Raw genomic sequence first — 24669 nt, 5'->3', positions numbered from 1 at the left:
TGTCACCGTACTCATATAAATCCATCCGATGTCTCCTCGTGGCGCTACGCGGAGCAGAGTGTCCAGGCGGGCGTTCCGCTCGTCACTCCCTGCCTGCCCTCCCTCTTGACTCATGGAGCCGCACCCATGTCCTCAGCTCCCCTCAGCAGACGCTCTCTGATGAAGGCCGCCGCCCTTGCCGGAGGAGTGGCGGCCTTCGGGCTGCCGCAGGCCTTGTGGCCCTCCACCGCCGAGGCGTACACCGTCGCGTCGAAGATGGACTGGTGGTACCAGGCCCGGTTCGGGATGTTCATCCACTTCGGGTCGTACTCGCAGCTCGGCCAGGGCGAGTGGGCGTTCACCAACTCGCAGTGGAGCAAGGCGAACTACCAGACCCAGGTCACCCAGAACTTCAACCCCAGCCAGTTCAACGCCGCCCAGATCGCAGAGCTGGCCAAGAACGCCGGCATGAAGTACCTCGTGATCACCGCCAAGCACCACGAGGGCTACGCGATGTGGGACTCCAACGTCGCGGGCTTCAAGGACACCACCGGCACCAAGCTGTACAACCTGCACGACTTCGGCGGGGTCCAGAGCGACCCGCTCATGAACCTCAGGAACGAGTGCGAGAGCCGCGGGATCAAGTTCTGCCTGTACTACTCGATCCTCGACTGGGACCACCCTTCCCAGACCGACCGCCACGACAACGGCCTGACGACCATGTCGTCGCAGGCCGCCCGCACCGCCTACATCGCCGACATGAAGGCGCAGCTCCAGGAACTGCTGGACCGCTACGACCCGGCACTGCTGTGGTTCGACGGGGACTGGTTCGGCGAGCCCTCCAGCCCCACCCTGGAAAACTGGTGGCTGGAAGCGGACGGCGTCGACCTCTACAACTGGCTGATGGCCCGCAAGCCCAACCTCATCGTCAACGAACGGGTCAAGCGGGACCACCGTCTCGGTGACTACGCGGTCGCGGAGTTCGGAATACCCGGCGAGCCGATGAGCCGACCGTGGGAGCGGTGCGCCACCATGAACGGCGCCTGGGGTTACAACGCGTCGAGTGAGAACTCCTACAGATCCCTCAAGGACATCGTCCAAGAGCTCGTCACGGTGGTCTCCCGGGACGGCAACCTCCTGTTGAACATCGGCCCCAAGGGCGATGGCTCGGTCACAGCGGGAACCCAGACCGTTCTGAACGGCCTGGCCTCATGGATGTCGACGCACAGCGACAGCATCCACGGGACCAGCGGCAGCCCGTTCGCCACCGAACCTTCGTGGGGGAAGCTCACCAAGAAGAACGGCAAGCTCTTCGCCCATGTCTTCACCTGGCCCACGAACGGCCAGCTGCGGATCCCGAGGATGGACAACACGATCAGCCGCGTCTATCTGCTGAACAACCCCTCGGTCTCGCTCTCGTACACCGTCACCGACCAGATCAACGTCACCGTGCCGGCCACCGCGCCGAACGCCACTCTCCCCGTGGTGTGCGTGGAGGTCCAGGGCATGCCCACGAGGGTCTCACCGACGGTGTTCCAGAACGTCGGCTACCAAGGCACCCGCGGCGTTCTGCAGCTGGGCAGTTACACCTCCTCCCAGCTGGCCGCCGCCGGTCTGGGGCCCGCCCAGGCCTCGTCCATCCTGGTGCCCGACGGCTTCCAGGTGATCGGCTACTCCGGCGACAACTTCACCGGCACCGCCTGGACGTTCACCTCGAACGCCGCCGACCTCCGGACGACCGGCAACAACGACGCCATCGCCTCGCTGAAGGTGACGTTCAACCCGGCCACGTACTTCCGCCTGGGCAACGTCACGAGCGGCCTGGTGCTGGACAGTGGCGGCACGTTCTCCAGCGGCTCGAACCTGAAACAGTGGGAGATCGTGGACAGCGCCAACGTCCAGTGGCAGGCGATCGAACTCGGGAACGGGTACTACCGGCTCGTCAACCGCACCAACGGCCTGGCCGCCGACGGCTGGGGCGCCACCGGCAACGGCGACCCGGCCCGGCAGGCCCCCTGGAACGGCGGCGCCAACCAGCAGTGGCAGATCACCCACCGCGGCCAGGGCCGGTACTCGATCGCCAACCGCACCACGGGACTGGTCCTCGACGGCGGCGGCATGGTCGCCGAAGGGGCCGTGGTCAAGCAGTGGACGTGGCAGGACAGCACCAACCTGATGTGGACGTTCAAGGCTTGATCCAAGACCGGGTAGTCAGGGGTACGCGCCTGGTGACAAGGGGGTTCGCGAACCTGTGTGTTGAGAAGTAGTGGGGGTGCGGAGCTCCCGTCGTCAGTCCGTCGAGTCGGACTGACGACGGGAGCTCCGTTGCCTGCGTGGAGGTGAAGCAAGGACATCTCGCATCCAGCCACACCGCCCGTCAAGGGCCGTGCGCGCACCTCTGTGCGAACGTGAGTCCGGGCTCAGCGGACCCGCGGGGCATCGAGGAGGTAGGAGACGATCGCGGACTGGAGGTGGCTGCGCAGTTCGGTCCAGGGCAGCGGACGGTCGGACTCCAGGAACTCGCCCTGGGTGATGCGGTGCGCGATCGTGGCGTAGATCAGTCGGTACGCGAAGTCCAGCGCGGCCTCGGGGTCCGGGTGCGCGACGGGTGTGTGACGCAGTGCCTCGGTGAAGTGTCGATTGCCCTCGAGGCTGACGCCGGAGCCCTCGGTTCGTACTGCTTCGTGTCGGGTGCCGAGTAGCAGGAACCGCGGTCGAGGAGCATGCGGCCATCTACGAGGCCATCAGGGACTACCGGCGTGCCGTCCAGCGGCGGCTGTTCGGATAACCGGTCGGATCGGGCCGCTTGTGCCGCACTCCGGCCGCGGTCCCGGGTGACCTGCTCCCGCCGACGCCGTCCGAAGTGAACGCCGGTCCTTCGAAAGAACGCAGCCACGCCGACAGGGCTCCCTGCGCGACGTGGTGCGTTCGAGTACTGCAGGCAGCCCTTCACTGTCGTGAGTGCCGCCTCCGGGGCGCCGACGACGAGGGCAGTCCGCTGGCGTCCGCCGACGGGGTCGATGATGACGTCGAACTGCTCCTCGCCCAGGGCGCCGGGTAGGTCGCATCGGCTTCAAGCCGAAACTCGGCCTGCTCCTGCCTTCGGGGTGCGTGAGGTCAGTCGACGATCGCTCGTGTCGGGTCGTCGGTCAGGCTGCTGGCCAGCCACTGCTCCACGGCCGTGATGTGGACGGTCGCCGCAGCGGTGGCGAGCAGGGCGTCGCGTGACTGAAGCGCGCTGAGGATCTGCTCGTGGTCGTCGTGGGCGTTGTTGAGGGCGTGATCGGCCTGGCTGCCGCGGACGATACGGACACGCTGGGTGCGGGTGGAGAGCACTTGCAGCAGCATCGACAGCACGGGGTTGCCGACGGCTTCGACGATCCTGAGGTGGAAGGCGATGTCGTGGGCGACGAACTCCTCGACGGTGGTGACGGTCCGGGACCGGTCGAGGATGTTGCGCAGTTCCTGGAGATCCTTCTGCTTCAGCAGCGCGGCGGCCAGCCCTGTCGCCTGCGGTTCGAGCAGCCGGCGTACCTGGAGCAGCTGCAGAGCCGTGTGGCCCTGGGAGACGTCGGCGGCGAAGGAGAGGCTTTCCAGCAGGAGATGGGGCTCCAGGCTGGACACGTACGTGCCGTCGCCCTGCCGGGTGATCAGGATCCGCATGGCGGTCAGTGCCCGGACGGCTTCGCGCAGGGAGTTCCGGGACAGGCCGAGCTGTCCTGCGAGGTCCTCCTCCTTGGGCAGTCGGGAGCCGGGTGCGAGTTCACCGGCGACGATCATCGCCTTGATCTTGTCGATCGCCTCGTCCGTGAGTGCCACGACGGAGCCTCTCTGAGTGGGGGGAATGCCGGCCGGCGGCTCCGCCGGGTGTGCCCCGTGGCGGGCGGAGCCGCCGGTCCGCGCGTGGCTATTCCTGCTTCTCGCCGGAAGCGAACCGGGAGATGATCAGGGCGACGATGATGATGGCGCCGTTGAGGAACTGGTTCCACAGCGGAGGTACGCCCGCCAACGTCATGACGTTCACGACCAGTTGGAGCGTCAGCACACCGGTGAGCGCGCCGAACACGGAGCCCTTGCCGCCGTTGAGGCTGACGCCGCCGATGACGGTCGCGGCGAAGACCTGGAAGATCCAGCCGCTGCCCTGGGTGGCGGAGATGGAGCCGTAGTGGCCGCTGTAGAGGATGCCGGCGAACGCGGCGAGGACGCTGCCGGCGATGAGGACGATCCACACGATGCGGTCGACCCGGATGCCCGCGGTGCGGGCGGCCTCCGAGTTGCCGCCGATCGCGTACAGCGCCCGGCCGTGCCGCAGCCAGGCCAGGGCGCTGCCGCCGATGGCGAAGAGCAGCCCGCACACCCAGATGGCGGCGGGCATGCCCAGCCAGGACGCCTTGCCCAGGTAGGTGAAGGAGGAGGGCAGCTCCACGATGGACTGGCCCTCGGAGAGGGCGACCTGCAGCCCGCGGAGCATGGTCAGGGCGCCGAGGGTGACGATGAAGCCGTTGAGGCGCAGCTTGAGGATGAGGAAGCCGTTGACGGCGCCGATGAGGGCGCCGACCAGCAGACAGAGCGGGACCGCCGTCCACTCGGGGAGAAGACCCAGTCCGTTGAACCGTCCGCCACTGGTCGGCAGCACGAGCCACACGGCGATGACAGGGGCCACGCCGATGGTGGACTCCAGGGACAGGTCCATCCGTCCGCTGATCAGGATGAAGGTCGTGGCGAGGACCAGCAGGCTGAGCTCGGTGGACTGCTGGAGCACACCGATGAGGTTGTCGGAGGTGAGGAAGGCCGGCGAGACGATGAACCCGATCAGGCCCAGGACGAGGATCGCCGGGACCAGGGACAGTTCACGGAAGCGCCCGAGGTCGACCCGGCGGCGTGTGACGTCCGCGGCGGCCGGCTCGGCCGGGCTCACTGCGGGCTCGGTGAGATCTGTGGTGGCGGACATGACTACCTTCCGTGCTCGTCTGCGCCGGATGAGGCGGGTACGGCGGATGCGGGGAACGTGGTGACGGGGGCCGCCTCGCCGGAGACCCCTTCGATGGCGGCGACGAGGTCCTCGTCCTTCCAGCCGTGGTCGAACTCTGCGACCACGCGTCCGTGGAACATGACGACGACCCGGTCGCAGACCTTCAGGTCGTCCAGTTCGTCGGAGACGATCAGCGCGGCCTTGCCGTCGTCCGCGACCTGCCGGATGCGGCCCAGGAGGAACTCCTTGGACTTGACGTCCACGCCGTTGGTCGGGCGGATGGCCACCAGCACGTGAGGGTCGGTGGCCAGGGCGCGGGCGACGACGACCTTCTGCTGGTTGCCGCCGGAGAGGGCGGAGACCGGCGTGGCGGCTCCCGGCGTCTTGATGTCGAGGTCCCGGATCATGCGTCCGGCGAACGCCTTGGTACGGGCGGGCAGCACCGTGCCGAACGGGCCGAGCTGGGCGGTGACGGTCAGTGTCGCGTTCTCCGCCACGCTGCGGTTGTTCACCAGCCCCTGGAGGTGGCGGTCCTCGGGGACCAGCCCGACTCCGGCGGCGAGCGCGGAAGGCACGCTGCCGGTGCGTACGGTCCTGGCACCGACCGTGATGCGTCCGTCCTTGGCGCGGTGCAGACCGGCGATGGCCTCACCCACCTGCACATTGCCGCTCGCTGTTGCGCCGGCCAGCCCGACGACCTCGCCGGAGCCGACCGAGAGGGAGATGTCCTCGCAGACACCGGGCAGTGTCAGGCCGTCGATCGCCAGGAGTTCCGCGGAGTCGGACCGCGGGGCGAGACGCTCGCCGATGGTGGCGGTGACCTTGGAGGCCGACTCGCCGGTCATGGCCTCCACCAGCGCCTGGTGACCGAGTTCGGCGACGGGGGCGGTGAGGATGTGGGCCGCGTCCCGGTAGACCGTGACCGTGCTGCAGAGGTCGTAGACCTCTTGCAGGTGGTGGGAGATGAACAGGAAGGCGACACCCTGGCGCTGGAGGTCGCGGAGCTTTTCGAAGAGCCGGTCGATGCCGCGGGCGTCGAGTTTGGCGGTCGGTTCATCGAGGATGATGAAGCGCGCACCGAAGGACAGGGCCCGTGCGATCTCCACGAACTGCCGCTGTTCGACGGTGAGCTCCTTGGCCCGCTTGGCGGGGTTGACGGCCACGCCATACTCCGCGAGCAGCTCCTCGGCTCGTCGGCGCAGTTGCCGCCAACGGATGGGCTGCACCGCCCCGGCGCTCTGCCGGTTCAGGAAGAGGTTCTCGGCGACGGTCAGGTCACCGATGACGGTGGAGCGCTGATACACACAGGCGACCCGGGAGCGCCAGGCGTCGATGTCGCCGAAGTCGGGCGCCGGTTCGCCGGAGAAGCGCAGGGTTCCGGTGTCGGGCTGCTGGAGGCCGGTGAGGATGGACACGAGTGTCGACTTGCCGGCGCCGTTGCGTCCGACCAGGGCGTGCGACTCGCCCGGGGCGACGATGATACGGGCGTCGCGCAGCGCGACGGTCGCGCCGAATCGTTTGCTGATGCCGGTCGCCTCGGCCACCGGGGCCGGGGTGCCGGGGCCGGTCGGCGGGGTGGTCGCGGTGTCCGCCATGGTGGATACCGTCCTTCGTGTACGGAGGCTGGGGCCGAGGGGCGTGGGAGTGCAGCCGGGGCGGGGTGCGGCGGGCTGCGCGTCGGGGACGGGGGTCTCCGTTCCCCGACGCGGCGGGCGGTCGCTGTCGGTCGTCAGCCGACGTTGTTGCCCCACAGCGACTTGTCGTCGACGGTGTCCTTGGTGACCAGGGGCGCGGGCAGCTGGTCCTCCAGGCCGTTGGGCAGCTTGATGATGGTGGAGTCGTGGTCGGTCTTGCCCGGCTGGAAGGTCTTGCCGTCGGCTGCGGCCTTGGCGTAGTACAGCGCGTACTTGGCGTAGAGGTCGGCGGGCTGGGAGATGGTGGCGTCGATCTGGCCCTTGCGTATGGCGTCGAACTCCTGAGGGATGCCGTCGTTGGAGACGATGCTGATGTGGCCCTTCTGCCCGGCGGGCTTGAGCAGGCCCTTCTGCTCCAGCAGAGCCAGGGTCGGCTGCAGGAAGACGCCGCCCGCCTGCATGTAGATGCCGTTCAGGTCCGGGTGCTGGGCGAGCAGGCTCTGCAGCTTGGCGGAGGCCACGTCGCCCTTCCAGTCGGTGGGCAGCTCGAACACCTTGATCTTCGGGAACTTCGTCTTCATGCACTCCGCGAAGGCCTCGGAGCGGTCGCGTCCGTTGATCGAGTCCAGCGCGCCCTGGAACTCGGCGACCTTGCCCTTGCCGCCCAGCTGCTTGCCGAGGAACTCACAGGCCTTGGTGCCGTAGGCCCGGTTGTCGGCCCGGACCACCATGTACACGTCGCCCTTGTCGGGTCTGGTGTCGACGCTGACCACCGGGATCTTCTTCGACGCGAGGGTGTCGAGGGTGGAGGCGATGGCGCCGGTGTCCTGGGGGGCCATGACGACGGCCTTGGCGCCGGTGTTCTGGAACACCTGCATATTGGCGACCAGCTTGGTGACGTCGTTCTGCGAGTTGCTGATCGGCAGGGCCTTGATGCCGTCGGCCTTGACGTCCTTGTCGATGTACTGCGCGTAGGAGTTCCAGAAGTCGGAGTCCGAGCGCGGCAGGTCGATGCCGATGGCGGGCTTGCCGCCGTCCGCGGCGACCGAACCGGTGCTTTCGCGGTTGCACGCGGTGGCGAGGGCCAGTACCGCGAGGACGGTGGTGGCGGCTGCAGCGGTGGAGCGGGTGCGAGCGAGCTTCATGGCCGTGTTCTCTCCTTAGCCAGGGCACAGGGCCGCAGGGCGAGGGTGGGAGGGGACGAACCTGCCTGCGGGGAGGGCGAGGTCACGCCGGATGGGAGGTGCCGATCCGGAGCGGAAGCGCGCGGATCATGCCCGGCAGGGTCGGAGGTGAGGGTGAGTCAGGGGGACCGAGGATCGGAGGCGAAGCGGTGCACGGATGCGGGCCGAACAGTCGCATGGGGCGATGCGACCATTCCTCCGATGTATCTCGGGACGTCGAGGACGTTACGACGACGTTGCCGAGGTTGACAAGAGTTCGCCACCAGAGATTTGCGGGACATGGCTCCCCGGGCCGGGGAAGTCGCCTCTCCGGACCCGGGGGGTCGCGCCGACACCTTTGTGACCTGCGCATTCGTGGCCCCCGTACGGGACGGGCGATGCGCTGCCGTAGCTCACAATTGGGCAACGGGGCGGCGGTCTGGGCCGGTGGGGCGAGGCAGGCGGGAGCGCCTCAAGGCGGCCGTGTCACCCTGTAGAGGTCGATGACATGCCCGCTCACCATCGTTCCACCAGGGACGGAGCCGTTCTGGCTCCACTCTGGATTCATCGGATGGCGTGGTGTGTGTCGACCTCGTGGCCATGCGTGAGCTTGGGAGATCAGCCGGCGTGAGCGCTTGACTGGCCAAGTCGAGGAAATACACCCGAGGAATTCTTGTCAGGTGCGGATCTCCGCATCTATGGTCACTGTGCCGCCATACATCCGATGACTGTCCATGCGGATGCGTGAGAGCCGGCTCTACGGCCGACCACCCCTCAGACGAATCCCGCATGGCAAGGGAGCTCCCCCAGTGAAACTGCTACGAGTCGGCGCCCCCGGTGAGGAGCGGCCCGCCGTCCGCACCGACGACGGCCGGCTGCTGGATCTGTCCTCCGTGACTCCGGACATCGACGGCGTTTTCCTCGCCTCCGGTGGAGTCGACCGGGCCCGTGCGGCCGTTGCGGCCGGAGAACTGCCCGAGCTCGAACAGGACGGCCTGCGGGTGGGCGCACCCGTCACGCGCCCCGGCAAGGTCATCTGCGTCGGGCTGAACTACCGCGACCACGCCGCCGAGACCGGTGCGGCGATCCCGGCGCGCCCGGTGGTGTTCATGAAGGACCCGGGCACGGTCGTCGGCCCCTACGACGAGGTGTTGATCCCCCGCGGCTCGGTCAAGACCGACTGGGAGGTCGAGCTGGCGGTCGTCATCGGCCGGCGGGCCCGCTACCTCGACGGCCCTGAGGCCGCGCGGGCCGTGATCGCGGGGTATGCGATCAGCCATGACGTCTCGGAGCGGGAGTTCCAGCTGGAGTACTCGCCGCAGTGGGACCTGGGCAAGTCCTGCGAGACCTTCAACCCGCTCGGCCCGTGGCTGGTCACCGCCGACGAGGTCGGCGACCCGCAGAACCTCGGCCTGCATCTGAGCGTCAACGGCGTGAAGCGGCAGGACGGCCACACCAGCGACATGGTCTTCCCGGTCGACCACATCGTGTCGTACCTGAGTCAGTACATGGTCCTGGAGCCCGGCGACGTGATCAACACCGGTACACCCGCGGGTGTGGCCCTCGGCCTTCCCGGCACTCCCTTCCTGTGCCCCGGCGACACCGTCGAGCTCTCCGTCGACGGCCTCGGCAGCCAGCGCCAGACCTTCGCCCAAGCGTGAAAGGCAGCACCCCCTTGACTGCAACACCTGTACGGATCACCGCCGTCGACACCTACGACGTCCGCTTCCCTACCTCCCGGGAACTGGACGGCTCCGACGCGATGAACCCGGATCCCGACTACTCCGCCGCCTACGTCGTGCTCCGCACCGACGCCGGAGACGGACACGAAGGCCATGGCTTCACCTTCACCATCGGACGCGGTAACGACGTCCAGGTCGCCGCGATCGACGCGCTGCGGCCCCATCTCATGGGCCGTGACGTCCAGGAGCTGTGCGCCGACCCGGGCTCACTCAGCCGCGACCTGATCGGCGACAGCCAGCTGCGCTGGCTCGGCCCAGAGAAGGGCGTGATGCACATGGCGATCGGTGCCGTGGTCAACGCCGCGTGGGACCTGGCCGCCAAGCGGGAGGGCAAGCCGCTGTGGAAGCTGCTCGCCGACGCCGCCCCGGAGTGGCTGGTCTCCCAGGTCGACTTCCGCTACATCGCCGATGTTCTCACCCCCGAGGACGCGCTCACCCTCCTGCGCGAGGGCCGCCCAGGGCTTGCCGAGCGCGAGGCGATCCTGCGGGAGCGCGGCTACCCGGGCTACACCACCTCCCCGGGCTGGCTCGGCTACTCCGACGACAAGCTCACCCGGCTGGCCAAGCAGGCCGTCGCGGACGGCTTCACCCAGATCAAGCTCAAGGTCGGCGCCGACGTCGACGACGACATCCGACGCCTGCGCACCGCCCGTGCCGCCGTCGGCGACGACATCCGCATCGCCATCGACGCCAACCAGCGGTGGAACGTGGACGAGGCGATCGAGTGGACCAAGGCGCTCGCCGAGTTCGACCCGTACTGGATCGAGGAGCCCACCAGCCCCGACGACATCCTCGGACACGCCTCCGTACGGCAGGCGGTCTCCCCCGTGAAGGTCGCGACCGGCGAGCACGTGCAGAACCGCATCGTCTTCAAGCAGCTCCTCCAGGCCGGCGCCATCGACGTCCTCCAGATCGACGCGGCCCGCGTCGGCGGCGTCAACGAGAACCTCGCGATCCTGCTCCTCGCCGCGAAGTTCGGCGTGCCGGTGTGCCCGCACGCCGGCGGAGTGGGCCTGTGCGAGCTGGTGCAGCACCTGTCGATGTTCGACTACCTGGCGCTGTCCGGGACCACCGAGAACCGCGTGATCGAGTACGTCGACCACCTCCACCAGCACTTCACCGTGCCCGTGGTCATCCGCGACGGCCACTACACCGCGCCGCTCGCGCCGGGCTTCTCCGCCACCATGCACGAGGAGTCCATCGCCGAGTACCGCTACCCGGACGGCGCGTTCTGGGTGGCCGACCGCGCCGCTCAGGAGGATGCGGCATGACCGATCTGTCAGGGCTCAGGGCACTCGTCACCGGAGGCGCGTCCGGCATCGGGCTGGCCACGGCCCGCGCACTGGCGGCGCAGGGCGCGGCGGTGGCCGTGCTCGACCTCGATCCGGACGGCGCCGGCGCACCTTTGCTCGGTTTCAAGGCAGACGTCGGCGACGACGCCTCCGTGCGTGCCGCCGTGGACGCGGCGGTGACGCGGCTCGGGGGCATCGACATCCTCGTCAACAACGCGGGCATCGGGGCGGCGGGCACCGTCGAGGACAACACCGACGAGCAGTGGCACCGGGTCCTGGACGTCAACGTCCTCGGCATCGTCCGCACCACCCGCGCCGCTCTGCCCCACCTGCGCCGCTCCGCGCACGCGTCCGTCGTCAACACCTGCTCCATCGCGGCCACCGCGGGACTGCCGCAGCGTGCCCTGTACTCCGCCAGCAAGGGCGCCGTACTGTCGCTCACCCTGGCGATGGCCGCCGACCACGTCCGTGAGGGCATCCGTGTCAATTGCGTGAACCCCGGCACCGCCGACACCCCCTGGGTGTCCCGGCTGCTGGACGCCGCCGACGACCCGGAGGCCGAGCGCGCGGCCCTCGACGCCCGCCAGCCGATGGGCCGTCTGGTGTCCGCCGAGGAGGTGGCGGCCGCGATCGTGTACCTGGCGAGTCCGGGCGCGGCGTCCGTCACCGGCACCGCCCTCGCGGTGGACGGCGGCATGCAGGGACTGCGGCTGCGCCCGGTGGACCGGTCGTGAGGACCACCGCGCTGGGCGGCACCGCGGTACCGGTCTCGGAACTGGCGCTGGGCTGTGCCGCCCTCGGCAACCTCTTCCACCCGGTCACCGACGAGGCCGCCCACGCCACGGTGGACGCGGCCTGGGACGCCGGAATCCGCACGTTCGACACCGCGCCCCACTACGGTCTCGGCCTGTCGGAACGCCGGCTCGGCGCCGCGCTGCGGGACCGCCCCCGTGACACCTACACCCTCTCCACCAAGGTGGGCCGGCTCCTCGTGCCGCATCCGGGTGGCGGCGCGGGCGACGACCTCGCCCACGGCTTCGCCGTCCCGGCCACCCACCGCCGGGTCTGGGATTTCAGCGCCGACGGGGTGCTGCGCTCCATGGAGGCAAGCCTGGACCGTCTCCGCGTCGACCGCGTCGACGTGGCCCTGCTGCACGACCCGGACGACCACGTAGAGCAGGCGTTGCGCGAGGCGTACCCGGCACTGGAGCGGCTGCGCGCCGAAGGTGTGATCGCAGCCATCGGCGTCGGGATGAACCAGTCCGCGCTGCCCGCCCGGTTCGTGCGCGAGACCGACATCGACGTCGTGCTGCTGGCCGGCCGCTACACCCTCCTGGAACAGGACGGGCTCACCGAACTGCTCCCGGAGGCGGCCGCCCGCGGCCGGAGCGTGGTCATCGGCGGGGTGTTCAATTCCGGGCTGCTGACGGCTCCCCGGCCGGGCGCCACGTACGACTACGCACCCGCTCCGCAGCCGGTGCTCGACCGGGCGCTCAGGCTGCTGGCGGTCTGCGAGCGCCACGGCGTGCCGCTGCGGGCCGCCGCGCTGCGCTTCCCGTTCGGCCATCACGCGGTCGCGAGCGTCCTGACCGGAGCGCGGTCCCCGCTCGAGGTGCACGACACGGTGGAGCAGCTGGCTCGCCCGATTCCGGACGCGCTGTGGGACGAACTGCGCGCCGAGGGCCTGCTGGACCCGGGCGTTCCCGTCCCCGCCGCGACACCGGTAGGGGGAGCCATGCCGCCGAAGGAGCCCTCATGAAGGTCGCCCTGCACACCAAGGTCCGTGCCGACCGCGTCGAGGAGTACGACGCCGCGCACCAGGAGGTGCCCGATGAACTCACCGCCGCCATCCGCGCCGCGGGCGTGAGCGCATGGACGATCTGGCGCAGCGGAACGGACCTGTTCCACGTGCTGGAGGTCGAGGACTACCAGGCGATGATCGCCGAACTCGACAAGCTGCCCGTCAACATCGCCTGGCAGGCCCGGATGGCCGACCTGCTCGACGTCGTCCACGACTACTCCGCGCTGGGCGCGGACGCCTCGCTGCCGGTGGTGTGGCAGCTGTGACCCCAGCGGAGACGGGGCCCGGCATCGTGGACGCCCACCACCACGTGTGGGACCTGTCCGTCCGCGACCAGGACTGGATCAGCGGGGCCGAACTCGCCCCGCTGCGGCGCGACTTCACCCTCGCCGACCTGGTGCCGGAGGCCCGCGCCGCCGGTGTCACCGCCACGGTGCTGGTACAGACGATCACCGTGCCCGAGGAGACCCCGGAGTTTCTGGCCCTGGCCGCGGAGAGCGACCTGGTCGCGGGAGTCGTTGGCTGGACCGACCTGACCGCACCCGACGTCGCCGAGACCCTCGCGGACCTGCGCGCGGGCACCGGAGGGCAGCATCTGGTGGGCATCCGTCACCAGGTACAGGGCGAGCCGGACCCGCGCTGGCTCGTACGTCCGGACGTATTGCGCGGCCTTGCCGCGGTCGCGGAGGCGGGACTCGTCCACGACCTCGTGGTGCAGCCCCACCAACTCGAGGCGGCCGTCGAGGCCGCGCAGCAGTTGCCCGGCCTCACGTTCGTCCTCGACCACCTCGGCAAGCCGCCCATCGCCTCGGGCGAACTCGCCCCCTGGGCACAGCAGATCCGGCGCCTGGCCGCCCTCCCCAACACCGTCTGCAAACTCTCCGGCATGGTCACCGAAGTCGACTGGCACAGCTGGACCGTCGCGGCGCTCACCCCATACGCCGACACCGTGCTCGCCGCCTTCGGACCCGGGCGGCTGATGTTCGGCTCCGACTGGCCGGTCTGCCGGCTCGCCGCCACGTACGCCGAGGTGATCGCCGTAGCGAGCGAGTTGACGGCCGGACTCGGACCGGCCGAGCGCCACGACGTCTTCACCGGCACGGCCGTGCGGACCTACCACCTGCCCGTCCCCGCACCGCCGGCCCCGCACCAGGAAACCCCATGCGCATAGCCCTCTTCATCACCTGCTTCAACGACACGATGTTCCCCCGCACCGGTCGCGCGGTGACCGAACTGCTGGAACGCCTCGGCCACACCGTGGAGTTCCCGCAGGGCCAGACCTGCTGCGGCCAAATGCACTTCAACACCGGTTACCGCCCCGAGACCCTGCCCATGGTCCGCCGTTTCGCCGAGGTCTTCGCGGGCTACGACGCGGTCGTGGCCCCCTCCGGGTCCTGCGCGGGCATGGTGCGCGACCACCACCGCGTGGTGGCGGCCCAGTACGGCGACGCCGCCCTCGCCGAGGCGGTCGAGCAGGTGGTCCCGACGGTGTACGAGCTGTCGGAACTCCTCGTCGACGTCCTCGGCGTCACCGATGTCGGCGCCTACTTCCCGCACCGCGTCACCTACCACCCGACCTGCCATTCGCTGCGGATGCTCCGCGTCGGTGACCGGCCGCTCAGGCTGTTGCGCGCCGTGAAGGGCATCGACCTGGTCGAACTGCCCGACGCGGAGTCCTGCTGCGGCTTCGGCGGCACCTTCGCCCTGAAGAACGCGGACGTGTCCAACGCGATGCTCGCCGACAAGATGCGCCATGTGCAGGACACCCGCGCCGAGATCCTGTCCGCAGGGGACAACTCCTGTCTCACCCACATCGGCGGCGGCCTGTCCCGGCTCCGAACCGGCGTCGGCACGATGCACCTGGCCGAGATCCTGGCCGCCACGGAAGGGGACATGCGGTGAGCGGTGCCGACAACGTCGTATGGCTGGGCACTCCGGCCTTCCCCGAGGCGGCGCGCTCCGCGCTCGCCGACACCCGGCTGCGGACGAACCTGCGCCGCGCGACCGGCACCATCCGGGACAAGCGGCTGGCGGTCGCCGCCGAGCTGGAGGACTGGGAGGAACTGCGGGAGACGGCCGCGACGATCAAGAGTCACACCCTGCGCCATCTCGACCACCATCTCCTGCGCCTCGAGAAGGCGGTGACCGCCGCCGGGGGAGTGGTCCACTGGGCGGCGGACGCCGCCGAGGCCAACCGCATCGTCACGTATCTGGTGCAGCAGACCGGTGAGGACGAGGTCGTCAAGGTCAAGTCGATGGCGACCCAGGAGATCGGCCTCAACGAGGCGCTCGCGGACGCGGGCATCCGTGCCTACGAGACCGATCTCGCGGAACTCATCGTGCAGTTGGGCGGCGACCGTCCCTCGCACATCCTCGTGCCGGCCATCCACCGGGGCCGCTCCGAGATCCGGGAGATCTTCCGGCGCGAGATGGGGGAGTGGGGCAGGCCCGCCCCCGAGAACCTCACCGACGAGCCCCGTGACCTCGCCGAGGCGGCCCGGTTGCACCTGCGGGAGAAGTTCCTGCGCGCCAAGGTCGCCGTCTCGGGAGCCAACTTCGCGGCCGCCGACACCGGCACGATCGCCGTGGTGGAGTCGGAGGGCAACGGGCGGATGTGCCTGACCCTGCCGGAGACCCTGATCACCGTCATGGGCATCGAGAAGGTCCTGCCGTCCTTCGCCGACCTGGACGTGTTCCTCCAGCTCCTGCCCCGCTCGTCGACCGGTGAGCGGATGAACCCGTACACCTCGCTGTGGACCGGCGTCACCGAGGGAGACGGTCCTCAGAACTTCCACCTGGTGCTGCTCGACAACGGCCGTACCGCCACCCTCTCCGACGAGGTCGGCCGCCAGGCCCTCGCCTGCATCCGCTGCTCGGCCTGCCTCAACGTCTGCCCGGTGTACGAGCGCACGGGGGGCCATGCCTACGGTTCGGTCTACCCCGGGCCGATCGGAGCCGTCCTGACCCCGCAGCTCGTCGGCATCGAGAACGCGGCCTCGCTGCCCTTCGCCTCGACCCTGTGCGGTGCCTGTTACGACGCCTGCCCCGTGAAGATCAACATTCCGGAGGTGCTGGTCCACCTGCGCGCCGAGGCTGTGGAAGCCAAACGCCGGGGCCGGCTGCTCCCCACGACCGAAGGACTCGCCATGAAGGCGGCGGGCGCCGTCCTGGGCTCACCGCGGCGGCTGGCCGCCGTACAGCGCCTGGCCGCCGTGGGAGCCCGGCTGGTGGCCCGTGACGGCCGGATCGGCGCCCTGCCCGGTCCGTTCGCCGTCTGGTCCGGCACCCGGGACACCCCGGTGCCGGCCCGCGAGTCCCTGCGCGCCTGGTGGCGCCGTACGAGAACACCGACGAGTGAGGACGCCCGTACGGCGGCGGAGGGGAAGGCACGACGATGAACGGCCGCGAGAGTGTCCTGAGCGCGATTCGGGGAGCGCTGTCCGGAGTTCCCGGTTCCGAGCGCCCCGGGGACGTGCCCCTTGCGTCTGTCCAGCGCGCCGACCACGCGGGACCGGACGTTGTCGGACTGTTCGCCGAGCGTGCCGCCGAGTACCGCGCCACCGTGGTCCGTGTCCCGGCGACCGATGCCGCGGCCGCGGTCGGTCGTGCACTGGCCCGCACCGGCGCACGGTCCCTGGTGGTGCCGTACGGGCTTCCCGAGGACCTGGTTCCGCGGGGGCCCTGGTCCCTGCTGACGGATGTCCCGTCGCTGACGGTCGGACAACTCGACGCGGCGGATGCCGTGGTCACCACTGTCGCCACCGCCATCGCCGTGACCGGCACCGTGACGCTCGACCACGGTCCTGGCCAGGGGCGGCGGATCCTCACCCTGCTTCCGGACCAGCACATCTGTGTGGTCAGGGCGGACCAGATCGCTCCCGACGTACCCGAGGCACTGGGGCTGCTCGACCCCTACCGTCCGTTGACGCTGATCTCCGGCCCCTCGGCCACCAGCGACATCGAACTGGACCGTGTCGAAGGCGTGCACGGGCCCAGGACGCTCGACATCGTCGTGGTCGAGGACGCGTAGCCCGTCGATATACATCCCATGTGTGTCGCCCGTAACTTTAAGGCGAGTCGTCTTGAACTGGGGTTTTCTGAATTCTGTATCTTCGCTCTAGGCATGGTGCGTTGATGTGTCTGTTAATACATCCTATGTCCTTGGAGTCATGGGTAAGAAGTTCCCGTCCCCTGCGTACCTTCCCCCTCCAGGAGCCGCACGATGTCCTCCGCACCCCTCAGCAGGCGCTCCCTCATCAAGGCTGCCGCCCTCGCCTCCAACGGCGAGCTGAGTCCCAACGACCTCGACAGGTACAAGTCCCAGTACATCGACCCGATCGCGTCGATCCTGTCCGAATCCAAGTACGCGGCCTGCGGATCGCCACGGTCATCGAGCCCGACTCGCTGCCCAACCTGGTCACCAACGCCGGCGGCAGTGTGGCCATGAAGGCCAACGGAAACTACGAGAAGGGCGTCTCCTACGCCCTGGACAAGCTGGGCGCCATCCCGAACGTCTACCACTACATCGACGCCGGCCACCACGGCTGGCTCGGCTGGGACAGCAACCTCGCCCCCGCGGTGCGGGAGTTCGCCAAGGTCGCGACGACGAACGGCGCGAGCGTGAAGGACGTGACCGGCTTTATCGTCAACACTGCGAACTACCGTCCCACCAAGGAGCCGTACCTCAAGGTCACCGACACGGTGAACGGTCAGACCGTACGCCAGTCGAAGTGGGTGGACTGGAACCAGTACGTGGACGAGCAGTCCTTCGCCCAGGCGATGCGCGACAAGCTCGTCGCGGCCGGATTCGATTCCGGACTCGGCATGCTGATCGACACCTCGCGCAACGGCTGGGGCGGCTCCGCCCGGCCCAGCGGCCCCGGAACGCAGACCATCGTGGACGGCTACGTCGACGCCGGCCGCATCGACCGGCGCATCCACGCCGGCAACTGGTGCAACCGGAGCGGCGCAGGCATCGGCGAACGGCCGACCGCGGCTCCGGCCGCCGGTATCGACGCCTACGTGTAGGTCAGGCCGCCGGGGGAGTCGGACGGCAACAGCGCCGCCGTTCCCCATGACGAGGGCAAGGGCTTCGACCGGATGTGCGCCCCGACGTACGGCGGCAATCCTCGCAACGGCAACAACCCCACGGGCGCATTGCCGAACTCGCCGCTGGCCGGACGCTGGTTCTCCGCCCAGTTCCAGCAGCTGGTCCAGAACGCCTACCCGCCGCTGCCGTGACCTGCTGACGCGGTGCGCGACCGCCGGGGTCGGTTCCGGCTCGGCCCTGAGCCGAGGGTCGGATCCCGGCGGATCCAGCGCTCTGCGCCGCGAACTCGACACGGCAATCGGCTCGGGTGGACGTGGCGTTCGGTTCTGCCCGGGGTGGCGGGCCGGCATCCTGCTCAGACGAAGACGGCATGGGCGGCGGAGACGACGAAACACTCGCACACACACCGGGAGGCCACCAACGATTGAGACCACTGCAATACCAAGGCTGGGGGCAGCAGCCGATCGCGACTCCTGACGGACGGGATTCGGCCTCAAGGTCTGGTCTGCTGGCGATCCGGTAGGGAAGCCCGCTCAGCCCGCACAGGGTGTGAGCGGGCAGGTGCCGGTCATGCTGCGTCAGGAAGGGGCCGTCGGGCGACCTCGTGGGCCTCGTCGGGTGGCACGCCCAGCATGCGCAGGACCATCTCGGCCAGGTTCACCGCGGCCTCGTCACCGTCCAGGTCGGGGCGGGCGAACCGCAGCTCCACCAGGGACAGCAGGGTCCCGCCCAGTGCGGACAGGGCGACCGCGGGGTCGAGGGCGGTGAAGCGGCCGGAGGCCATGCCGATCTCGAGGTCACGCAGTGCCCGCCGGACCAGACCGTTGTCCGAGTGGAGGTGTCCGAGGCCGCGACGGCGCAGGACCTGCATCAGCTCCGGGTGCGAGTCGGCCATGCGGGCGCTGAGCCGGAAGCCCGCCGCGACGAGTTCGGCCGGGTCGTCGATCCCGGCCAGGCGCTCGTCGAAGCTCTGGCCGAACTCCTCCAGGGCGTCCACCACCGCCGCCTCGAACAACTCGGTCTTCGACTGGAAGTGGTTGTAGAAGGAGCCGAAGCCGACGTCGGCGCGCTCCGCGATCGCCTGGATGCTGGCCCCGGTGTCCCCGGTCTCGGCGAGTATCTGCCGGGCGGCACGAATGAGGGCGCCACGGGTCTCGGCGCGGCGCCGTTCGAACCGGTTGCTGGGCGGGGCTGACGTAGGCATGCGCGGAGTCTACCCACGAGGGCGATGACGGCAGCAGGTCTGATGAATTCATCATTTCCCTCGGTGAACGTCTTGACGACGAAGCTGTCAAACTTGATGATTTCATCATTACGGCAATGTTGCTGGAGGGCACCATGTCTGAAACCCGCGTCCACGGTCCTGCTGCCAGGACGGCCCACCAGGATCTGCACAGCGAACGAGGAGCCCTGCGCGGCGAACACCCAGGACGCTCCCGCAATCCCGTGATCAAGGTGGCCGACCTGGCCTGGCTGGAGTTCGAGAAGCCCGACCTGGAACGGGCCGAGGTCTTCGCCCGGGACTTCGGCTTCGGCGTCGCCGCGCGCACCGAGAGCGAGCTGTGGCTGCGCGGCACCTTCGCCGGCACACCGTGCGTGGTGATCCGGCGCGGGCGGCGTTCCTCCCGGTTCATCGGCCCGGCGTTCCGCGCGGCGGAGCGGGCCGATCTGGACCGCCTGGCGCGGGCCACCGGCACCGACGTGCGCGACGTGGGCGTGCCCGGCGGAGGCAAGGCCGTCGATCTGCTCGACCCCTCGGGCTTCCCGGTGCGGGTGGTGCACTGCGGCGAGCAGCTTCCCGCGCTGCCCGAGCAGCAGCCGCTGCTGCTCAACTTCGGTACCGAGCACCGCCGTACGAACGCCACGCAGCGCCCGCCGCGCGAGCCGTCCCGCATCCAGCGGCTGGGGCATGTGGTGCTGGAGACAAGGGTGTTCGCCCAGGCGCTGTCCTGGTATCTGGACACCCTCGGGATGATCGTCTCCGACTTCCTGTTCCTCGACGGACAGCGGGACCGCGGCCCCACCATGGCGTTCATCCGCTGCGACCTCGGCAGCGTGCCCGCCGATCACCACACCCTGGCGATGCACCTGGGGCCGGGGACCGGTTATGTCCACTCCGCCTACCAGGTCACCGACCTGGACTCGATCGCCGCCGGCGGCGAATACCTGAAGGAGCGCGGCTACCGACGCAGCTGGGGTATCGGCCGGCACATCCAGGGCAGTCAGCTGTTCGACTACTGGCGGGATCCCGACCGCTTCATGCTGGAGCACTTCGCCGACGGCGACCTGTTCTCCTGTGACGTCGAACCCGGATGGGCGCCCATGTCGACGACCGGGCTGGCCCAGTGGGGGCCGCCCGCCACGCGTGACTTCCTCGGCGCGAGCCCCTCCCCGCAGCGGATCCGCCAGGTCATCCAGGCCCTGCGCGGTGACAACGAGATGGACCCGGCGCGCCTGCTCGGTCTGCTCAAGGCCACCAAGTCCTGAACCCCCAACCCCCCTCACAAAGGCACTGACATGAGCACCAACGTCCTGCGCACCGCCGAAGGATGGTGGGTCGTCCTCGGCGACCGGGCCGTCCCCGTCGACACCAAGGCCGTCACCACCGCCGAGCTGATCGCCGACCGTGACGCCGTACAGGAGGCGGCTGTCTCGGGTGACGCGGGCACGCCCGTCGCCGGCCTGGTCGCCCTCTCGCCGGTCACGAGTCCCTGCCGGGTGGTCGCCCAGATGGTCAACTACCGCAGCCACGCCCGCGATTCGGGTTTCACCGGGGACATCCCGCCCGCCTTCTTCCGCAAGGCGTCCGGCTCGGTCAGCGGACCCGGCGACGCCATCGTGCGCCCCGAGCACGTGAGGTTCCTCGACTACGAGATCGAACTCGGCCTGGTCATGGGCGTGCCCTTGCCGGTGGGGACCGTGGTCGAGGAACGGGACCTGCCGTCGTACGTAGCCGGCCTGGTGATCACGAACGACGTCAGCGCCCGCGACGTACAGCTGACGAAGACGCAGTTCTACGAGAGCAAGTCCTACCCGACCTTCACCCCGACCGGGCCCCACCTGGCCCTTCTGGAGCCGGAGGACTTCGCCCATCTCCTCGATCTGCGGCTGAAGTTGAGCGTCAACGGCGACCTGCGTCAGGACCGCACCCTCGCCGACATGATCGTCCGCCCGGCCCAGGCCCTCACCCTGCTGGCCCGGTTCCAGGCCCTCGATGCCGGCGACCTGCTGCTGACCGGCACACCTGGCGGCACGGCCCTCAAGGCCCCGCCCAAGCCCGTCGAGAAGATCGGCGCGCTGCTGCCGCCCGCCGTGAAGTGGAAGGCGTTCTTCAAGTCCCAGGCGAAGAACCCGCACTACCTGCACCCAGGTGACGTGATCACCGCGACGATCGCGACCCCCGACGGCCGGATCGAGCTCGGCGAGCAGCGCACGCCCGTCGCCGACCCGCGACAAGACCCGAAGTGAGCCGCACGTGACCCTCGAACGCAACGGGACGGACGTACCCGTGGTGATCATCGGCGCCGGACCGGTGGGCGTGACCGCCGCCCTCCTCCTCGCCCGGCGTGGCGTCCGCAGCGTCGTCCTCGAACGGCACCAGGACGTCTACCCGCTCCCGCGCGCCGTCGCCACCGACGACGAGGTGCGCCGGATCCTCCAGGCCGCGGGTGTGGGGGAGGAGTTCGCCGCGATCGCCCGACCGGCGCACGGGCTGCGGCTGCTGGACGCCCGGCACCGGGTGATGGCCGAGTTCCGGCGCTCCGAGCACGGCCACCACGGCTACCCCCAGACCAGCATGTTCGACCAGCCGGAGCTGGAACGACTGCTGCGTGACGCCCTGGCCCGGCACCCGGAGTGCGAACTGCGCAGCGGCGCGGAGGTCACCGGCATCGGCCCGGACACCGCCGGCCCCGTGCGCGTGACCTACCGCGACGACGACGGCGAACACCAGCTGTGGGCCGAGGCGGTCCTCGGCTGCGACGGCGCCAACGGCCTCACCCGCGACGCCATCGGCGCCGTATGGGAGGACCTGCGCTTCGAGGAACGCTGGACCGTCATTGACGTCCGGACGAAAGCCGACGTCCGCTGCTGGGAGGGCGTCGACCAGGTCTGCGACCCGCACCGCCCGGCGACCTTCATGCGCGTCGGCGAGCACCGCTACCGCTGGGAGTTCCGGCTGGGGGACGGCGAGACGCCGGTGCGTGAGCTGGTCGCTCCGTGGCTGCCGCCTTCCTACGACGGGGACTTCGAGGTCGTCCGTGAGACGCAGTACACCTTCCGGGCACGGATCGCCGACCGGTGGCGCCGGGACCGGGTCTTTCTCCTCGGCGACGCCGCCCACCTCACCCCGCCGTTCATCGGGCAGGGGCTGTGCGCGGGCCTCAAGGACGCCTACAACCTCACCTGGAAGCTCGCCCGCGTCCTCGAACAGGGCCGCAACGAGCCGCTGTTGGACACCTACGAGCGCGAACGCAAGCCGCACGCCCGGCAGATGATCCGGCTCGCGGTCGCCATGGGCTGGGCCATGACCGGTGGACAGGACGGTGCCGCCGTGCTGCGCCGCAGACTCCTGGCCGCGGCCTGCCGCATACCCGGACTGACCGCGGCGGCCGGCCGCGACCTCAGCCCGCCCCTCACCGCCGGGCCCCTCGTCCGACGGCGCATCCGCAGAGGTCTGGTGGGCACCCACTGCCCGCAACCCTGGATCACCGCCGACGGACGGCGAACCCGCCTCGACGAGGTGCTCGGCGACTCCTTCGCCGTGCTGACCGCCGCCGAACCCTGGTCCTCGCTCGACACCGTCGCCCACGGGCTCGGCGGCCGGGCGATCTCCGTGACCGACCTGGGCGACGACGGCACACTCGCCGCCTGGCTGCACGCGGGCCGGGCGGACGCCGTACTGCTGCGCCCCGATCGCGTCGTCATGGACGTCGTCCCCGCCGGCGGGCGCGACTTCACCGACACCGCCGCCTGGGCGGCCCTCCTGCACACGACGCGCAGCCTTCTCCCGCCCCGACGGACCGCCGACGACCACCTTCTGAGGAGCGCCACACGATGACCCTGCCCTTCATGACGCCCGATCCGCAGGCCATCGCGGACAGCAACATCACGGACTTCGCCCGCCACGCCGGGATGGCCGGCCGCGACTACGCGGCCCTGCACCAATGGTCGGTCACCGATCTGGAGGGCTTCTGGGGCGCGGTGTGGGAGTACTTCGACATCGACGCGGACACGCCGTACGAGCGCGTGCTGGCGGAGGAGACCATGCCGGGCGCCCGCTGGTTCCCCGGCGCCACTCTCAACTACGCCCACCACGCCCTGCGGAACCTCGCCGACGACGGCGTGGCGATCATCGCCCTCGACGAGACCGGCTCCTGCTACGAGGTGACCGGGCGCCAGCTGCGAGCCCAGGTCGCTGCCGTCGCCGCCACCTTGCGCGAGCTGGGCGTCGGCGAGGGCGACCGGGTCGTGGGCTACCTGCCCAACACCCCGCACGCGATCGTGGCCTTCCTCGCCGCCGCGAGCCTGGGCGCGGTGTGGTCGGTGTGCGGACAGGATTACGCCCCCAAGGCGGCCGCCGACCGCTTCGCCCAGCTCGAACCCACCGTCCTGATCGCAGCCGACGGCTACTTCTTCAACGGCACCGGCCACGACCGCCGCGACGCCACCCTCGAACTCGCCGGCGCGCTTCCGACCTTGAAGGCAACCCTGCTGGTGAACCATGTGGGCCTGCCCTGGCCGTCACGGGCATACCTGTCGCCGGTGGTGCCGTGGGAGGAAGCGGCCACCCGCACCGAGGAACTGTCCTGCACGCCGGTGCCGTTCGATCACCCCCTGTGGGTGGTGTTCTCCTCCGGCACGACCGGCCTGCCGAAGGGCATCGTGCACGGCCACGGCGGCGTCCTGCTGGAGCACCTCAAAACCCTCGGCCTGCACTCCGACCTGGGCCCCGGAGACCGCCTCCTGTGGTACACCACCACCCACTGGATGATGTGGAACCTCGTCGCCTCCACCCTGCTGACGGGTGCCACGACCTGCACGTACGACGGCAGTCCCGCACCCCTCGCCCACCCCGACACCCTGTGGAGGCTGGCCGCGCGCCACCGGGTGACCGTCTTCGGCACCAGCCCCCCATACCTGCTGGGCATGGCCAAGTTCGGCGTCGACCCCTCGGTGTACGACCTGTCCTCGATCCGCGTGGTCGGCTGCACCGGCTCCGCCCTGCCCGCCTCCGCCTATCCCTGGGTCCGCGACCATGTCGGCGACCACGTGCTGCTCGCGTCGATCAGCGGAGGGACGGACGTCGTGTCCGGCTTCGCGGGCAGCGCACCCAACACCCCGGTCTGGGCCGGGGAGTTGTCCGCACCCCACCTCGGCGTGGCCTTGGCCGCATACGACGCCGAGGGCTTTGCGGTGGTGGATCAGGTCGGCGAGCTGGTCGTCACCCGCCCGATGCCGTCGATGCCGCTGTACTTCTGGAACGACCCGGAGGGCACCCGCTACCGCGACGCCTACTTCTCCTCCTACCCCGGCGTGTGGCGGCACGGCGACTGGATCACCGTCACGGGCCACGGCTCGGTGATCGTCCATGGCCGCTCCGACAGCACGCTGAACCGCAACGGTGTCCGGCTGGGCAGCGCCGACATCCACGACGTCGTCGAACGCCTGCCCGAGATCATCGAGGCACTGGTCATCGGCGCGGAGCAACCCGATGGCGGCTACTGGATGCCGCTGTTCGTGGTCCTCGCGGCCGGGGTGACCCTCGATGACGCCCTCCGCGAGAAGATCCGCGACGCCATCCGCACCGGTGCCTCACCGCGCCACGTGCCCGACGAGATCCTCGAGGTGCCGGGAGTTCCGCACACCCGCACGGGCAAAAAGCTCGAAGTCCCGGTCAAGCGCCTGCTCCAGGGCGCCCGGGTTGAGCAGGTCGTCAACCCGGCGGTCGTGGACGCCCCCGACCTGATCGAGCACTACGCCCGCCTGGGCGCCGAACACCGTAGCCGGAAGAGCGCCGAGGTATGAGAACGGCCCA

General features: G+C 69.8%; 19 protein-coding genes and 1 pseudogene. 15 read left to right on the top strand and 5 right to left on the bottom strand.

Features of this window, described 5'->3' with window-relative positions:
* The first annotated feature begins 126 nt into the window (after positions 1-126).
* Complete coding sequence (locus tag AQJ46_RS02450) at positions 127-2175, top strand: alpha-L-fucosidase (RefSeq protein WP_059203959.1); 2049 nt, start codon at positions 127-129, stop codon at positions 2173-2175.
* Positions 2176-3096: 921 nt separating this feature from the next.
* On the opposite strand, the gene AQJ46_RS02440 is transcribed toward AQJ46_RS02450, so the two are convergent.
* From AQJ46_RS02440 to AQJ46_RS02425, 4 genes are all read right to left on the bottom strand, one after another.
* Positions 3097-3798, bottom strand: coding sequence for a FadR/GntR family transcriptional regulator (locus AQJ46_RS02440; protein WP_059203957.1), 702 nt, complete (start codon positions 3796-3798; stop codon positions 3097-3099).
* 88 nt (positions 3799-3886) lie between these two features.
* On the bottom strand, positions 3887-4930 hold the full coding sequence (locus AQJ46_RS02435) for an ABC transporter permease (protein ID WP_059203956.1): 1044 nt from the start codon (positions 4928-4930) through the stop codon (positions 3887-3889).
* Positions 4931-4932: 2 nt separating this feature from the next.
* A complete protein-coding gene (locus AQJ46_RS02430) occupies positions 4933-6546 on the bottom strand; it encodes a sugar ABC transporter ATP-binding protein (RefSeq protein WP_079072082.1) in 1614 nt (537 codons plus the stop codon).
* 134 nt (positions 6547-6680) lie between these two features.
* Positions 6681-7730, bottom strand: coding sequence for a sugar ABC transporter substrate-binding protein (locus AQJ46_RS02425; RefSeq protein ID WP_059203955.1), 1050 nt, complete (start codon positions 7728-7730; stop codon positions 6681-6683).
* An 827-nt stretch (positions 7731-8557) separates the two neighbouring features.
* On the opposite strand from AQJ46_RS02425, the gene AQJ46_RS02420 reads away from it, so the two are divergent.
* The 10 genes and pseudogenes from AQJ46_RS02420 to AQJ46_RS02375 form a co-directional block, all read left to right on the top strand.
* Positions 8558-9409 carry a fumarylacetoacetate hydrolase family protein gene (locus AQJ46_RS02420; protein ID WP_059203954.1) on the top strand — a complete coding sequence of 284 codons (852 nt, stop codon included), beginning with the start codon at positions 8558-8560 and terminating at the stop codon, positions 9407-9409.
* Positions 9410-9423: 14 nt separating this feature from the next.
* Positions 9424-10761 (top strand): L-fuconate dehydratase, encoded by a 1338-nt coding sequence (locus tag AQJ46_RS02415; RefSeq protein WP_059203953.1) that lies wholly within the window; start codon positions 9424-9426, stop codon positions 10759-10761.
* Positions 10758-11516 (top strand): SDR family NAD(P)-dependent oxidoreductase, encoded by a 759-nt coding sequence (locus AQJ46_RS02410; protein ID WP_059203952.1) that lies wholly within the window; start codon positions 10758-10760, stop codon positions 11514-11516. The genes AQJ46_RS02415 and AQJ46_RS02410 overlap by 4 nt, the downstream gene beginning before the upstream one ends.
* Positions 11513-12541, top strand: a complete 1029-nt coding sequence (locus tag AQJ46_RS02405) for an aldo/keto reductase (RefSeq protein ID WP_059203951.1) — start codon at positions 11513-11515, stop codon at positions 12539-12541. Before AQJ46_RS02410 ends, AQJ46_RS02405 begins: the two co-directional genes overlap by 4 nt.
* Positions 12538-12849 (top strand): L-rhamnose mutarotase, encoded by a 312-nt coding sequence (locus AQJ46_RS02400; RefSeq protein ID WP_059203950.1) that lies wholly within the window; start codon positions 12538-12540, stop codon positions 12847-12849. Before AQJ46_RS02405 ends, AQJ46_RS02400 begins: the two co-directional genes overlap by 4 nt.
* The gene (locus tag AQJ46_RS02395; RefSeq protein ID WP_059203949.1) at positions 12846-13754 is read left to right on the top strand and encodes an amidohydrolase family protein; all 909 of its coding nucleotides are present in this window, start codon (positions 12846-12848) and stop codon (positions 13752-13754) included. Before AQJ46_RS02400 ends, AQJ46_RS02395 begins: the two co-directional genes overlap by 4 nt.
* Entirely contained in the window at positions 13745-14485 is a 741-nt protein-coding gene (locus AQJ46_RS02390) for a (Fe-S)-binding protein (protein ID WP_059203948.1), read from the top strand. Before AQJ46_RS02395 ends, AQJ46_RS02390 begins: the two co-directional genes overlap by 10 nt.
* Positions 14482-15981, top strand: coding sequence for a LutB/LldF family L-lactate oxidation iron-sulfur protein (locus AQJ46_RS02385; protein WP_059203947.1), 1500 nt, complete (start codon positions 14482-14484; stop codon positions 15979-15981). Before AQJ46_RS02390 ends, AQJ46_RS02385 begins: the two co-directional genes overlap by 4 nt.
* 74 nt (positions 15982-16055) lie before the next feature.
* Positions 16056-16613 carry a LutC/YkgG family protein gene (locus tag AQJ46_RS02380; protein WP_404828354.1) on the top strand — a complete coding sequence of 186 codons (558 nt, stop codon included), beginning with the start codon at positions 16056-16058 and terminating at the stop codon, positions 16611-16613.
* A gap of 234 nt (positions 16614-16847) precedes the next feature.
* Positions 16848-17824, top strand: a pseudogene (locus AQJ46_RS02375) (glycoside hydrolase family 6 protein); the annotation flags it as partial.
* Between the two features lie 377 nt (positions 17825-18201).
* On the opposite strand, the gene AQJ46_RS02370 reads toward AQJ46_RS02375, so the two are convergent.
* On the bottom strand, positions 18202-18837 hold the full coding sequence (locus AQJ46_RS02370; protein WP_208616859.1) for a TetR/AcrR family transcriptional regulator: 636 nt from the start codon (positions 18835-18837) through the stop codon (positions 18202-18204).
* A 134-nt stretch (positions 18838-18971) separates the two neighbouring features.
* Here AQJ46_RS02370 and AQJ46_RS02365 point away from each other — a divergent pair, with 134 nt between their 5' ends.
* From AQJ46_RS02365 to AQJ46_RS02350, 4 genes are read left to right on the top strand one after another with little or no spacing between them, the layout of a single operon-like run.
* Complete coding sequence (locus AQJ46_RS02365; protein WP_059204394.1) at positions 18972-20120, top strand: VOC family protein; 1149 nt, start codon at positions 18972-18974, stop codon at positions 20118-20120.
* 30 nt (positions 20121-20150) lie between these two features.
* The gene (locus AQJ46_RS02360; protein ID WP_059203945.1) at positions 20151-21101 is read left to right on the top strand and encodes a fumarylacetoacetate hydrolase family protein; all 951 of its coding nucleotides are present in this window, start codon (positions 20151-20153) and stop codon (positions 21099-21101) included.
* 7 nt (positions 21102-21108) lie between these two features.
* Positions 21109-22692 carry a bifunctional 3-(3-hydroxy-phenyl)propionate/3-hydroxycinnamic acid hydroxylase MhpA gene (gene mhpA / locus AQJ46_RS02355; protein ID WP_059203944.1) on the top strand — a complete coding sequence of 528 codons (1584 nt, stop codon included), beginning with the start codon at positions 21109-21111 and terminating at the stop codon, positions 22690-22692.
* Positions 22689-24659 (top strand): acetoacetate--CoA ligase, encoded by a 1971-nt coding sequence (locus AQJ46_RS02350; protein WP_059203943.1) that lies wholly within the window; start codon positions 22689-22691, stop codon positions 24657-24659. The genes mhpA and AQJ46_RS02350 overlap by 4 nt, the downstream gene beginning before the upstream one ends.
* Positions 24660-24669: the final 10 nt, after the last annotated feature.

The sequence above is a fragment of the Streptomyces canus genome, from assembly GCF_001514145.1.
GTDB lineage: Bacteria > Actinomycetota > Actinomycetes > Streptomycetales > Streptomycetaceae > Streptomyces > Streptomyces canus.
This window is presented reverse-complemented; position numbering and strand designations above follow the sequence as displayed.